This is a genomic window from Streptomyces sp. NPDC088730 (genome assembly GCF_044751215.1).
Taxonomy (GTDB): Bacteria; Actinomycetota; Actinomycetes; order Streptomycetales; family Streptomycetaceae; genus Streptomyces.
The window spans coordinates 51162-65443 of record NZ_JBIVLK010000002.1; the positions used below are offsets into that span (position 1 = coordinate 51162).

The following is a 14282-nucleotide window of genomic DNA, read 5'->3' on the forward strand; positions in this document are numbered from 1 at the left end:
CCGGAATGGTACGTGCTGTGACCGTCACCACCCCCATCGCGCGGGCCCCGTGACGGAGTCCGCGCGAAATAGGTTCGCCGTTCCCCGGGCCCGGGTGAGATCCTGGGACCCGTATGTCTACTTCCTTTGCCGATCTCCAGTCCCAGCTCGGGCAGCTCTCGCTGCGCGACGCCCACCGGCTCGGCCGACGTCTCGAAGGCGCGCGCCGCATTCGTAAGCCAGAGGCCCAGCAAGGCGTGCTGGACGAGATCGCCGCCCAGGCGACCAAGGCAGCGGAGCGGCTCGCGCTGCGGGCCGGGCGGCTGCCTGCCCTCACGTACCCCGAACAGCTTCCGGTCAGCCAGAAGAAGGACGAGATCCTGGAGGCGATACGCGACCACCAGGTCGTGATCGTCGCGGGTGAGACCGGCTCGGGCAAGACCACCCAGATCCCCAAGATCTGCATGGAGCTGGGCCGTGGCGTCCGCGGCATGATCGGGCACACCCAGCCCCGCCGGATCGCCGCCCGCACGGTGGCCGAGCGGATCGCGGAGGAGCTGAAGACGCCGCTGGGCGAGGCGGTCGGCTGGAAGGTCCGGTTCACCGACCAGGTCAACCAGGACGCGACCTTCGTCAAGCTGATGACGGACGGCATCCTGCTGGCCGAGATCCAGACGGACCGCGAGCTGCTCGCGTACGACACGATCATCATCGACGAGGCCCACGAGCGGTCGCTGAACATCGACTTCCTGCTCGGCTATCTGGCCCGGCTGCTGCCCAAGCGCCCGGACCTGAAGGTCGTCATCACCTCCGCGACCATCGACCCGGAGCGCTTCGCGCGCCACTTCGGCGAGGCGCCGATCGTCGAGGTCAGCGGGCGTACGTATCCGGTGGAGGTGCGGTACCGCCCGCTGCTGGAAGAGGAGAGCGAGGACGCCGACCGCGACCAGATCACCGCGATCTGCGACGCCGTCGACGAGCTCCAGGACGAGGGGCCGGGCGACGTCCTGGTCTTCCTCTCCGGCGAACGGGAGATCCGCGACACGGCGGACGCGCTGGGCAAACGCAACCTCAGACACACCGAGGTGCTCCCCCTCTACGCACGTCTGTCGCACGCCGAGCAGCACCGCGTGTTCCAGCGCCACACCGGACGCAGGGTCGTCCTCGCGACGAACGTCGCCGAGACCTCGCTGACCGTCCCCGGCATCAAGTACGTGATCGACCCGGGCAACGCCCGTATCTCCCGCTACAGCCACCGCACCAAGGTCCAGCGGCTGCCCATCGAGCGGATCTCGCAGGCCAGCGCCAACCAGCGCAAGGGCCGCTGCGGCCGTACGTCGGACGGCATCTGCATCCGGCTGTACTCGGAGGACGACTTCCTGACCCGGCCGGAGTTCACCGACCCGGAGATCCTGCGGACGAACCTGGCCTCCGTCATCCTCCAGATGACCGCGGCCGGACTGGGCGACATCGAGAAGTTCCCCTTCATCGACCCGCCGGACCACCGCAACATCCGCGACGGTGTGCAGCTCCTCCAGGAGCTGGGTGCGCTGGACCAGGAGGAGAAGACCCCCGGAGAGGGAAAGAAGGGTCAGCGGCTCACCCCGCTGGGGCGCAAGCTCTCCCAGCTGCCGGTGGACCCGCGCCTGGCCCGGATGGTCATCGAGGCCGACCGCAACGGCTGTGTCCGCGAGGTCATGGTCATCGCCGCCGCGCTCTCCATCCAGGACCCGCGCGAACGCCCGTCCGAGAAGCAGACGCAGGCCGATCAGCAGCACGCCCGGTTCAAGGACGAGACGTCGGACTTCCTGGCGTTCCTGAACCTGTGGCGCTACATCCGCGAGCAGCAGAAGGAGCGCGGCTCCTCCAGCTTCCGCCGGATGTGCAAGCAGGAGTACCTGAACTTCCTGCGCATCCGCGAATGGCAGGACATCTACGCCCAGCTGCGGACGGTCGCCAAGCAGATGGGGCTGGAGATCGATGACTCCTCCGACGCGGCCGCGCCCGAGCAGTCGGTGCACACCTCGCTGCTGGCCGGTCTGCTGTCGCACATCGGGCTCAAGGACACCGAGAAGAACGAGTACGTCGGTGCCCGCAACGCCAAGTTCGCGATCTTCCCGGGCTCCGCGCTCTTCAAGAAGCAGCCGCGGTTCGTGATGTCGGCGGAGCTGGTGGAGACGTCCCGGCTGTGGGCGCGGGTCAATGCCCGGGTCGAGCCCGAGTGGATCGAGCCGCTGGCCCAGCACCTGCTGAAGCGCACCTACAGCGAGCCGCACTGGGAGAAGGACCAGGCCGCGGTGATGGCATACGAGCGGGTCACGCTGTACGGCGTACCGATCGTGGCCCAGCGCAAGATCAATTTCGGCCGTATCGACCAGGAGGCCTCGCGGGACCTGTTCATCCGCAACGCCCTGGTCGAGGGCGACTGGCGCACCCACCACCAGTTCTTCCACGACAACCGCAAGCTGCTGGGCGAGGTCGAGGAGCTGGAGCACCGCGCCCGGCGCCGCGACATCCTCGTGGACGACGAGACGCTGTTCGACTTCTACGACCAGCGGATCCCGGAGCACGTCGTCTCGGGTGCGCACTTCGACTCCTGGTGGAAGCACAAGCGCCGGGACGAGCCGGACGCGCTGGACTTCGAGCGCTCGATGCTCATCAACGAGAAGGCCGGGAACGTCACCAAGGACGACTACCCGGACTCCTGGCGGCAGGGGAAGCTCAAGTTCCGGGTGACGTACCAGTTCGAGCCCGGCGCGGACGCCGACGGCGTGACCGTCCACATCCCGCTCCAGGTGCTGAACCAGGTCACCTCGGAGGGCTTCGACTGGCAGATCCCGGGGCTGCGCGAGGAAGTGGTCACCGAACTGATCCGCTCGCTGCCCAAGCCGATCCGCCGGCACTACGTCCCCGCCCCGAACTACGCGGACAAGTTCCTGGACCGGGCCGTTCCGCTCCAGGAGCCGCTGCCGTTCACGCTGGCCCGCGAGCTCCAGCGGATGGTCGGCGTCCCGGTCACCGCCGACGACTTCGACCTGACCCGGATCCCGGACCACCTGAAGATCACCTTCCGGATCGTCGACGAGCGGCGCCGCAAGGTCGCGGAGGACAAGGACCTGGAGGCGCTGCGCGTCCAGCTACGCCCCAAGGCCCGGCAGGCGCTCTCCAAGGCCGCCGCGGCGACCGCGGGCCCCACCGGTGAGTCCATCGAGCGTTCCGGCCTCACCGACTGGACGATCGGCACGCTGGACCGGGTCTTCGAGACGCGGCGGGCGGGGCAGCCGGTCAAGGCGTACCCGGCACTCGTCGACCAGGAGGGAGCCGCGGCGGGCACAGTCGCCGTACGGCTCTTCGACACCGAGGCCGAGCAGCAGCAGGCGATGTGGCGCGGCACCCGGAAGCTGATCCTGCTGAACATCCCGGTGAACCCGGCGAAGTTCGCGTCCGAGAAGCTGACCAACCAGCAGAAGCTGGCCCTGTCCCGTAACCCGCACGGCTCCATCCAGGCGCTCTTCGACGACTGCGCGACCGCCGCCGCGGACCGGCTGATCGCCGCGCACGGCGGCCCCGCCTGGGACGAGGCGTCGTTCCGGAAGCTGTACGACAAGGTGCGCGCCGACCTGGTGGACCTGACCGTCCGCACGGTCGGCCAGGTGCAGCAGGTCCTGGCGGCCTGGCAGGCGTGCGAACGCCGGCTGAAGGCGACCAGCAGCCTGGTCCTGATCAACAACGTCACCGACGTACGGGAGCACCTCGCCCGTCTCGTCCCGCCCGGGTTCGTCACCGCGACCGGGCTGCGCAGGCTGCCCGACCTGATGCGCTACCTGGTCGCGGAGGACCGCCGGCTCCAGCAGATGCCGACCAACGTCCAGCGCGACACCGCGCGCATGGAGAAGGTCCACGAGATGCAGGACGAGTACGCCTGGCTGCTCGAACAGCTGCCGCAGGGCAGGCCGGTCCCGCAGGAGGTCCTGGACATCCGCTGGATGATCGAGGAGCTGCGGGTGAGCTATTTCGCGCACGCGCTGGGCACCGCGTTCCCGGTCTCCGACAAGCGGATCGTGAAGGCGATCGACGCCGCGGCCCCGTAGCCCGCCCGCCGGTGGCCGGGTGACCGGCCGGCCACCGGAAGTGAGGTCGACCGCACCCTCTGACCTCCTGTACAGTCTGTCTTCGCAGCCAGCCGCGAGGCAGCAGCGAAAACCTGGTCCTGTGGAGCAGTTTGGAGTGCTCGCCACCCTGTCAAGGTGGAGGCCGCGGGTTCAAATCCCGTCAGGACCGCAGTAACGAAAGCCCGGATCCCCTGGATCCGGGCTTTCGCGCGTATTGACTCCGGTGGCCGCCGACGAGTACTCAGAAAACAGGGGCTGCCCCTGTTTTCTCGGCGCGGGGCAGCGCGCATCCACCGGGAGGTGGCGCGGATGGCGGCATCCACGGACGAGGGGTTCCGGAGCGACGCACCCAGGACAGCCACGGCGGGCACGGTGAGCGCGGCAGGCACGGTGACGACCGCGGGCACGGCGGTGACGGCAGGCGCGGCGACCGCTGCGGGCACGGTGACCACTGCGGGCGCGACCACGGCAGGCACGACGGCCAAGGCGGGCACGGCGACCGCTGCGGGCGCCCGCGAACCGGCCCGGCGCCGGACGGCCTCGCGGAGCACGCCCCGGCACGAGATCCGCGCCCTGCTGCGCGCCCATCTGGCGGCCGCCACCGGCTACCGCCACCTCACCCGGCACTGCGCGGTCTGCGCCCGGCTGCTGCGGCTCGCCATGGAGCCCCTGACGGCCCCTCCGACGGCCGGAGCGGCCGGGGAGCCAGCCGGTCCGCCCGGACCGCCCATGGGGCCCTAGGAGGGCCCGTCGCGGGCCGCCGGGGCGTTCCCTGGCGATGCCCCGCCACCGCAGCGCCTCGACGCACCGTCAGCGGGAGCTCCGGCACCGGTCCGTGGCGGCCGGCCCTCCGTCCGGCGGGCAGAGGACGAAAGTCCTCCCGCCACGTGACCAATGGCGCGCTCCCGCGCCCCTATGCAATGGCAGGCTCGTACTTGGCAAGAGTCCTGCCATGTGACGGGAGTCACCGCATCAGTTTTGAGAAGGGGTGGCTTTACACCCTTCCTACAACTGGCGAATTTAATATGTGCAATTGCACCACTCCGACGGGAGCCGCCCAGGAGCCCCCGAACCGTCCCGGCCCGGCCTTCCCGGGACGAGGGTGCACAGTCCCGCACAGACCCGAGCAAGCCCGCACGAGACCCATCGGGAGCCAACCGGGCGTCCGGTTTCCCCGCGCCCGAACGGGCAGGACATCGCGGACCGGGGCCCGATTCGCGGCCGGTCGCACAGGCACAAAAAAAGATCGCGCTGGACCCGGCGGAGTCCAGCGCGATCTGACGACGTGACCTGCGTCGCACAGGTATGGCGCCCGTTGGGGCGGGCGCCCGTCATATGGAGCTATGGGTGGGCTATGCGGGTTGGGGGACCCAAAAGCCCAGTTGTGCTGCGGCGACAGGGGTTTTTCAGGCCTCGCTGCGCTGCTGCGGAATACCCGCAAGCAGTGCGCGGACCTCTGCCTCGCGGTACCGGCGATGTCCACCGAGCGTGCGGATGGACGTGAGCTTGCCGGCCTTGGCCCAACGGGTAACCGTCTTCGGGTCCACGCGGAACATCGTGGCAACCTCAGCCGGGGTCAGCAGCGGCTCGGCATCAGGGGTGCGAGCGGTCATGAGCGGCCTCCTCGGGAGAACCGAACCATCTCGGTTCTTTCCTCTAAATTCTGCACCTTGACCCACGTTGCCCGAAATGGCGGACGCGGGCCGAGTCGGTTATAGGACGAACGGCTTGTCCTCGGCACTACAACTACACCATCCGTCCAGCCACGTCGGCCAAACCGATGGAATTGCCCTCCCAGGTGTTCATCAGCGACGGAAGCCGATGGACCATGCCATAGCGGACAGTCACACCACCGTGACGATCAGTCACAGAGCGATCAGGAGTCGTCAGACCCCCCATAGAGTGCAATGCAGAGCACTTCGCCCGTAATTGGACGAACAGAGCCCTCCCCGGACTCCTTGTCCTATTTTGGCACGAGGAGTAGGTAAGGGCGCAAGGGCCCCGTAAGTGCTATCCATCACGGTTGAGGCAAAGGCCCGGTTCGGGACGTAGGTCCCAAGACAACGGAAGTATGCTTCCGCCTCTTCACCCTCACGTGTCACACAGGACGCAGGTTCATCGATCGCCGGTTCGCCGTCAGTTCGGTCTCAGACCGTTGCCAGGCCGTTGCCAGTCCGCTCTCGGGCCGGCCGTCAGTTCGCGAACTGACGATCCCTGACGGACCTCCAGCGCTCCGAGAGACGGGAGTACGCCTCGCTCGCCCCCTCGCCGTCACCGGCCCGCAGCGCCGCGATGCTCTCGGCCACATCGGCGGCGCTCCGGTCCTCCGCCAGCTGCTTCGCCGGCAGGGCGTGCACCAGCCCGCCGTAGTCCAGCTCGACCAGTGCGCGCGGATGGAACTCCTCCAGCCAGCGGCCGACGTCCACCAGGCCCTCGGTGAGCGGCCCCTCGTCCATCGTCTCGCGCAGCGTCTTCAGCGCCCGCGCCAGCCTGCGGCGCGCCTGGACCATCGGCGTCCGGTACCGCAGCACGGCCGGCTCACCGTCCTCGCCCGCCGCCCGGTACTCGCGCTCCTCGTCCGAGACCAGGACGAACCAGCGCACCGGGACCTGCCACACCGCCGTCCTGATCCACGGCCGGGCGTCCGGATTGCGCTCCGACCAGCGCTCGTGATCGGCGACGGCCTGCCCGCGCACCACCGGCGGCAGCACCGCGTCGAGCACCGGCCCGGGGAACATGTCCACGAGACCGTCCAGCGCCAGCCAGCCGCGCAGCCTGGTCCGCCACGGACAGACGCACACCACCCCGTCCACCTCCGCGACGAACGCGTCGGCACTCTCGTGGGCCGGCACACCGACCGGCGGGGTCGCCACCAAGTCGGCCAGCGAACGGCGTAGTTCGTCCTGGGCCGTGGGGATCGGATCACGGCTCGCGTAGCGCGCCCAGTGGGCGCGTTCGGCCTCCGGGAAGGCGGCCAGCGGCTCGTAGACCCGGAGGTAGGACGCGTATGGGACGAGCACCGAAGACACCACCGACATGCAGTGATCGTGTCACGCCCGTACTCCGGTCGTGGGTGATCCGCGGCACTGGATCAGATCTCCGCCGGTGCGGGACGGGCGGCCTTAAGCTCTTGCCACGGACTGTCCGCGCCGGGCGGTCCGGGGCTCTCCCCACCTTCAGGAGGGCCTTTCCGCCGCTTCGTAATTGGGAGTCACCACAGTGACCGATGTGACCGGCGAGCCTGTAGACGCACTGCACACCCTGTTCCACTCGGATCAGGGGGGCCACGAACAAGTCGTGCTCTGTCAGGACCGTGCCAGCGGCCTCAAGGCCGTGATCGCCATCCACTCCACCGCTCTGGGCCCGGCCTTGGGCGGTACCCGCTTCTATCCGTACGCCTCCGAGCAGGCGGCCGTCGCGGACGCGCTGAACCTCGCCCGCGGCATGTCGTACAAGAACGCCCTGGCCGGGCTCGGCCACGGTGGCGGCAAGGCCGTCATCATCGGGGACCCGGAAGCCTTCGAGGGCGACCGGCGGACCGAACTGCTGCTGGCCTACGGCAGGGCCGTGGCCTCGCTCGGTGGCCGCTACGTGACGGCCTGCGATGTCGGCACGTACGTCGCCGACATGGACGTCGTGGCCCGCGAGTGCCGCTGGACCACCGGCCGGTCCCCCGAGAACGGCGGCGCCGGCGACTCCTCCGTGCTCACCGCGTTCGGCGTCTTCCAGGGCATGCGGGCCTCGGCCCAGCACCTCTGGGGCGACCCGACGCTGCGTGGCCGGAAAGTGGGGGTCGCCGGAGTCGGCAAGGTCGGCCACCACCTGGTCGAGCACCTGCTGGCGGACGGCGCGGAGGTCATGATCACCGATGTCCGCGAGGAGTCCGTGCGCCGGATCACCGAGCGGCATCCCGGGATCGCCGTGGCGGCGGACACCGAGGCGCTGATCCGTACCGAGAGCCTGGACATCTACGCCCCGTGCGCGCTCGGCGGCGCGCTGAACGACGACACCGTCCCGGTGCTCACCGCCTCCGTAGTGTGCGGCGCGGCCAACAACCAGCTCGCGCACCCGGGCGTGGAGAAGGATCTGGCGGACCGCTCGATCCTCTACGCACCCGACTACGTGGTGAACGCCGGCGGCGTCATCCAGGTCGCGGACGAGCTGCACGGCTTCGACTTCGACCGGTGCCGGGCGAAGGCAGCGAAGATCTTCGACACGACGCTGGCCATATTCGCACGTGCGAAGAGCGATGGCATCCCGCCGGCCGCGGCGGCCGACCGGATCGCCGAGCAGCGGATGGCGGACGCCGCCCGTCGCTGACCGTCCGGCCGAGCGTACGACCGCGCCGGGGCCCTACAGGGCGTCATTCCCTGCGCACAGCCCGCTGTACCCGCCGGTCAGGGAGACATGCCTCACCCCGGTCGGCGGGTCGCGTGCCCAGAAGAGGTTAAAATCGCAGTTGACCAGCGAGGACGGAGCTCCTCGCGGGTCCTCTTCCGGGGCGTGTGACGCCGGCGGCGTACCGTATGGCCGCGGAAGCAGGTACCGTTAAAGCTCTACAGGCGCGGTCTCTCTGCCGAGAGTCCGTCCTGAAACATGAACGCGTGTCAAGACTCTGGGGCCATCGAGCCCCGTCACCGAGGGGGTCGAGCCATGGGGCGCGGCCGGGCAAAGGCCAAGCAGACCAAGGTCGCCCGTCAGCTGAAGTACAGCAGCGGCGGGACTGACCTGTCGCGTCTGGCCAATGAGCTGGGCGCATCACCTTCGAGTCAACCACCGAACGCAGAGCCGTTCGAGGACGACGACGAGGAAGATGACCCGTACGCACAGTACGCGGATCAGTACAACGACGATGACGAGGACGAGGACGACCAGTCCGGTCCGTCGTCACAGCGCCGCGGCGCTTGACCTCGCGCTGACACATCAACCCGGTCCGGGCCTGTCCCGGACCGGGTTCTGTGCTGTCCCGATCCGGTGCGCCCGCCGTCTCCGGACGGCGGACGGGCCGTGTCGACCCGCCCGGTGTCCGGGACCGGCTGCCGTGCTCGCGCCTCAGCGCGCGTACCCGCCCACGAGCTCCGCGCCCGTCGCGTGTGCGCCGCGGTCGGTGATCTCGCCGGCGATCCAGGAGTCGACGCCTCGGTCGGCCAGGGTGGTCAGGGCCGCGTCGGCCGACTCCGCCGGGACGATCGCGATCATGCCGACGCCCATGTTGAGCGTCTTCTCCAGCTCCAGCCGCTCGACCTGACCGGCCTTGCCGACGAGGTCGAAGACCGCGCCGGGCGTCCAGGTGGAGCGGTCCACCGTGGCGTGCAGTCCGTCCGGGATGACCCGGGCCAGGTTGTTGGCCAGGCCACCGCCGGTGACGTGGCTGAAGCCGTGCACCTCGGTGGTGCGGGTGAGGGCCAGGCAGTCCAGCGAGTAGATCCTGGTCGGCTCCAGCAGCTCCTCGCCGAGCGTCCGGCCGAACTCCTCGACCTCGCGGTCCAGCGTCCAGCCGGCCCGGTCGAAGACGACGTGGCGGACGAGCGAGTACCCGTTGGAGTGAAGCCCGGACGACGCCATCGCGATGACGGCGTCACCCTTGCGGATGCGCTCCGGCCCGAGCAGCAGCTCGGCCTCCACCACTCCGGTACCGGCACCGGCGACGTCGAAGTCGTCCGGGCCGAGCAGACCGGGGTGCTCGGCGGTCTCGCCGCCGACCAGGGCGCAGCCCGCCAGCACACAGCCTTCGGCGATGCCCTTCACGATGGCCGCGACACGCTCGGGGTGCACCTTGCCGACGCAGATGTAGTCGGTCATGAAGAGCGGTTCCGCGCCGCAGACGACCAGGTCGTCCACGACCATGCCGACGAGGTCGTGGCCGATCGTGTCGTACACGCCCATCTGGCGGGCGAGGTCGACCTTGGTGCCGACACCGTCGGTGGCGGAGGCGAGCAGCGGACGCTCGTAGCGCTTGAGGGCCGAGGCGTCGAAGAGTCCGGCGAAGCCGCCGAGGCCGCCGAGGCCCGCGACCTCGGGGCGCTGGGTCTTCTTCACCCACTCCTTCATCAGCTCGACGGCACGGTCGCCGGCCTCGATGTCGACGCCCGCTGCCGCGTAGGAAGCACCTGTTGTCTCAGACATTGCCTGGGATCTTTCGTGTGGAGATACGGGGCTGGTGGGAAGGCTGCCGGACGCTCCGGGTCACGGACGGCGCAACGCGTCGGCCGCGGCGGTCGCCGCAGGGCCTGCCGCCAGCTCCGTCTCCAGCAGCTGCTTGCCGAGCAGCTCCGGGTCCGGAAGCTCCATCGGGTACTCGCCGTCGAAACAGGCGCGGCAGAGGTTCGGCTTGTCGATCGTCGTCGCCTCGATCATCGCGTCGATCGAGATGTACGAGAGCGAGTCGGCCCCCATCGACGTGGCGATCTCGTCGACCGACATGCCGTTGGCGATGAGCTCCGCGCGGGTCGCGAAGTCGATGCCGAAGAAGCACGGCCACTTCACCGGCGGGGACGAGATCCGGATGTGGATCTCGGCGGCGCCCGCCTCGCGGAGCATCCGGACCAGCGCGCGCTGGGTGTTGCCGCGCACGATCGAGTCGTCGACGACGACCAGGCGCTTGCCCTTGATGACTTCCTTGAGCGGGTTCAGCTTGAGCCGGATGCCCAGCTGCCGGATGGTCTGCGACGGCTGGATGAACGTCCGGCCGACGTAGGCGTTCTTGACCAGCCCGACGCCGAACGGGATTCCGCTGGCCTCCGCGTAACCGACTGCGGCGGGGGTGCCGGATTCCGGCGTCGCTATGACCAGATCGGCCTCGACCGGGGCCTCCGCCGCCAGCTTGCGGCCCATCTCCACGCGGGAGAGGTAGACGTTCCGCCCGGCGATGTCGGTGTCGGGGCGGGCCAGATACACGTACTCGAAGACGCAGCCCTTCGGCTTCGCTTCCGCGAACCGGGAGGTGCGCAGGCCGTTCTCGTCGATGGCGACGAGCTCGCCGGGCTCGATCTCGCGGACGAAACTGGCACCGCAGATGTCGAGGGCGGCGGACTCGGAGGCCACCACCCAGCCGCGCTCCAGCCTGCCGAGCACCAGCGGGCGGATGCCCTGCGGGTCACGGGCGGCGTAGAGGGTGTGCTCGTCCATGAAGACGAGGGAGAAGGCGCCCTTCACCTCGGGAAGCACCTTGGTGGCTGCGTCCTCGATGGTGAGCGGCTTGCCGTCGTCGTCGGTCTGGCCGGCGAGCAGCGCGGTCACCAGATCGGTGTCGTTGGTCGCGGCGACCTGAGTGGCCCGGCCGTCCTTGCGCGGGAGGTCCGCGACCATCTCGGCGAGCTGGGCCGTATTCACCAGGTTGCCGTTGTGACCCAGGGCGATCGAGCCGTGCGCGGTCGCACGGAACGTCGGCTGCGCGTTCTCCCACACCGAGGCACCGGTGGTGGAGTAGCGGGCATGGCCGACCGCGATATGGCCCTGGAGCGATCCCAGGGAAGTTTCGTCGAAGACCTGCGAGACCAGTCCCATGTCCTTGAAGACCAGGATCTGGGACCCGTTGCTCACTGCGATGCCCGCGGACTCCTGTCCACGGTGCTGCAGGGCATACAGTCCGAAATAGGTGAGCTTGGCGACCTCTTCGCCCGGAGCCCAGACACCGAAGACGCCGCAAGCGTCCTGGGGGCCTTTCTCTCCGGGGAGCAGGTCGTGGTTGAGTCGTCCATCACCACGAGGCACGCCACCGAGTGTAGGCGAGATCGACCACTGGTCCGAATGGGGACACCCGGCCGGATCCCGGCGCGAGCGCCCTCGCGGCCGCCTCCGAGTACCACAGGTCCGGTCACACAGGGTGATCGCCACGTGAGGGCGGGCGGCGGGCGGCGAGGGCCGCAGGACAGTCGTCGCCCGGATCAGCGGCGGATTACCGACCGGTTCCGGCCAGCCGCCCCGGGACCCGGCGGACCGGATCGTGGCACTCCGTTAACCGGCCCCCGGCGCCGTTCGAGGGGGTGGCCGAACGCTCGTTTCGTGGTGAGCCTCACACCGCGGCGCCTCCGCGGAGTCCGTATGGAGCCTGCGCGGAGCTTGTACGGAGCCCGGCCTAAGCCCGTACGGAGCCCGGCCTGAACCTCGCGGAGCTTGCACGGAGACCGGTATGTGGCATCTGACGGTTGGGGGGCGGGGACGGGGTGCGGCTCGGGGGCGGGCGCTGGAAGTCCGGGGGCGGGCGCTGGAAGTCCGGGGGCGGGCGCTGGGAGTCCGGGGCTCCGAAATCCGGGACTCCGGGGGCTCCGGGGGCTCCGGGGGCTCCGGGAAAGCCTCTGATGTCGTGATGTCGCAGACCGGACGGTCGGTCTTGAACCGGTCGCGGTCGGCCTGACTGATCCGGTTCACGTCAGCCGGTCGGACCGGCCGGTCGTCCGGCCGTCCGGCCTTCAGGTCGTCCGGCCTTCAGGCCGTCCGGTTGCCCCGGCCTGGCCTCTTCCGGGCCGCCAGATCGTCAGCCCATCAGCGGCAGCAGTGCGGCGAGGTCGGCCCGTTCCCCGCTGGCGCTGACCTTCGCGGTGTCGAGGGCCTGCGCCCACTCCGTCCGGCCGGTGGCCAGTCGGAACCAGGTGACCGGATCGGTCTCGACGACGTTGGGCGGGGTGCCCCGGGTGTGCTTCGGGCCCTGGACGCACTGGACGACGGCGAACGGCGGGACCCGCACCTCGACCGAGCCGCCCGGCGCCTTCTCCGCCAGGGCGTCGGCGAGCAACCGGGTGCAGGCTGCCAGGGCCTGGCGGTCATAGGGGATGTCGAGCCCGGCCGCCTCGTTGAGGTCGTACGTGTGGACGACCAGCTCCACGGTCCGGGTGACCAGGAAGTCCCCGAGCCGCATGACCCCGACCCGGGTGGGCAGCAAGCGGTCGTCGGAGGCGGCGGCCAGGAGGGCCTCGAAGCGGTCCACCGTCTCCCCGTACAGCGCGTCCAGATCCGGGTGGTCCGCGGCCGACTCCGCCGTGTCGTGGGCGATCCGCTCGGCCCGCCCGGCGGTGGAGAACGGCCACTCCAGGAGCGTGACCTCGGGCTTGGCGAGGGCCGGCTCGGGGAGCTCCAGATTCCGGCTGACGTGCGAGAGCGCCATGGTCAGATGGACGGCCAGCTCACGCACCGTCCAGCCGCCGAGGCCGCTCGGACCCTCCAGCTGCTGGACCGTCAGGGCGCCGACGGCTGCTCGGACATGGGCGAACTGCGCCAGGACCGCGGTACGGGACCTGACAGGGTCGTAGCGGCGGGCGCGCTTCTGGGACGGCGGCATGACGAGGAGCCTACGGCTTCACCCCCGGGCCCCGCCGTGGCCGGGCCCGGAACCTGCCGGAACCTGCCGGAACCTGCCGGGACCTCGCGCGGGACTGGGTCCGGAACGTGGGGCGGGGCCAGCCGGGACCTGGCGTGGGACCCCAGCAGGGACGACCTGGCGCGGGACCCCAGCAGGGACGACCTGGCGCGGGACCCCAGCAGGAACCCGGCGCGGGGCCCAGCCGGGACCCGGCGCGGGGCTCAGATGTCGCTCTGGGACCGGGTCGCGTAGTCGCCCAGCCCCTTTTCCAGCAGGTCGAACCCGCGCCCGGCGATCGCCACGGCGTCCGCGGCGATCTCGTCGACCGACTCCCCGGCCAGCAGCCGCCGGTGGTTCTCGGTGATCAGGGCGTTGCGGGTGCCGATGAGCTGGGAAGCCACGATGCACGCGATCGCCGGCTCCTCGCCCTCCTCGACCAGGACATCGGTCAGCTGGTCGAAGGAGAGGACGAAGAAGGCATGGGCCCGGGTGAGCAGTGCGGGCGTCTGCTGGATCAGCTGAAGGATCCCGAGCGCCACCGGCGAATCGCTCATCCCCACCGAGGCGTCCCGGTTCCCGAGGGCGGTCAGGAAGTGGCGGCGCACGGCGGCCACCGCGGACTCGCCGGGCTCCCGGTCCCGCACCACCTGAGCGACATCACCGATGTGTTCCTCCATCGGCGCGAAGACCAGGTGCTCTTTGCTGTCGAAGTAGTTGAAGACCGTCATCTTCGACACGTCGGCCGCTTCAGCGATCTCCGCGACCGAGACCTGATCGAAGCCGCGCTCGGTGAAGAGCTTCGTGGCCTCGCTCAGCAGACGGCGTCGCGTCTGGATCTTCTTGCGCTCGCGCAGGCTCAGCCCCTCGGTCATGGCATGAGTGTACCAGGATGA

The 14282-nt window shown here is 69.9% G+C and carries 10 protein-coding genes and 1 tRNA gene; 5 read left to right on the forward strand and 6 right to left on the reverse strand.

Going from position 1 to position 14282, the window contains the following annotated elements; translation table 11 throughout:
* Positions 1-113 precede the first annotated feature (113 nt).
* The 3 genes from hrpA (at position 114) to ACIP89_RS07125 (ending at position 4832) form a co-directional block, all read left to right on the forward strand.
* Positions 114-4070: an ATP-dependent RNA helicase HrpA gene (gene hrpA / locus ACIP89_RS07115; RefSeq protein ID WP_401925689.1), complete on the forward strand. Its 3957-nt coding sequence runs from the start codon at positions 114-116 to the stop codon at positions 4068-4070.
* 115 nt (positions 4071-4185) lie between these two features.
* Positions 4186-4260 (forward strand) — tRNA-Asp (locus tag ACIP89_RS07120).
* A gap of 140 nt (positions 4261-4400) precedes the next feature.
* Positions 4401-4832: a DUF6274 family protein gene (locus ACIP89_RS07125; RefSeq protein ID WP_402113578.1), complete on the forward strand. Its 432-nt coding sequence runs from the start codon at positions 4401-4403 to the stop codon at positions 4830-4832.
* A gap of 665 nt (positions 4833-5497) precedes the next feature.
* Here the strand turns inward: ACIP89_RS07125 and bldC are convergent.
* Positions 5498-5704 carry a developmental transcriptional regulator BldC gene (gene bldC / locus ACIP89_RS07130; protein ID WP_003949541.1) on the reverse strand — a complete coding sequence of 69 codons (207 nt, stop codon included), beginning with the start codon at positions 5702-5704 and terminating at the stop codon, positions 5498-5500.
* A 579-nt stretch (positions 5705-6283) separates the two neighbouring features.
* Entirely contained in the window at positions 6284-7129 is an 846-nt protein-coding gene (locus tag ACIP89_RS07135) for a hypothetical protein (RefSeq protein WP_401929699.1), read from the reverse strand.
* Between the two features lie 181 nt (positions 7130-7310).
* On the opposite strand from ACIP89_RS07135, the gene ACIP89_RS07140 reads away from it, so the two are divergent.
* Positions 7311-8411 carry a Leu/Phe/Val dehydrogenase gene (locus ACIP89_RS07140; protein WP_402113580.1) on the forward strand — a complete coding sequence of 367 codons (1101 nt, stop codon included), beginning with the start codon at positions 7311-7313 and terminating at the stop codon, positions 8409-8411.
* 333 nt (positions 8412-8744) lie between these two features.
* Entirely contained in the window at positions 8745-8999 is a 255-nt protein-coding gene (locus ACIP89_RS07145) for a DUF3073 domain-containing protein (RefSeq protein ID WP_266780548.1), read from the forward strand.
* Positions 9000-9143: 144 nt separating this feature from the next.
* On the opposite strand, the gene purM is transcribed toward ACIP89_RS07145, so the two are convergent.
* The 4 genes from purM to ACIP89_RS07165 form a co-directional block, all read right to left on the reverse strand.
* Positions 9144-10217: a phosphoribosylformylglycinamidine cyclo-ligase gene (gene purM / locus ACIP89_RS07150; RefSeq protein WP_402113582.1), complete on the reverse strand. Its 1074-nt coding sequence runs from the start codon at positions 10215-10217 to the stop codon at positions 9144-9146.
* Between the two features lie 60 nt (positions 10218-10277).
* Positions 10278-11804 (reverse strand): amidophosphoribosyltransferase, encoded by a 1527-nt coding sequence (gene purF, locus ACIP89_RS07155; protein WP_401925701.1) that lies wholly within the window; start codon positions 11802-11804, stop codon positions 10278-10280.
* 763 nt (positions 11805-12567) lie between these two features.
* Complete coding sequence (locus tag ACIP89_RS07160; protein ID WP_402113584.1) at positions 12568-13368, reverse strand: sterol carrier family protein; 801 nt, start codon at positions 13366-13368, stop codon at positions 12568-12570.
* Positions 13369-13610: 242 nt separating this feature from the next.
* Complete coding sequence (locus ACIP89_RS07165) at positions 13611-14261, reverse strand: TetR/AcrR family transcriptional regulator (RefSeq protein WP_401925705.1); 651 nt, start codon at positions 14259-14261, stop codon at positions 13611-13613.
* Between the last annotated feature and the right edge of the window lie 21 nt (positions 14262-14282).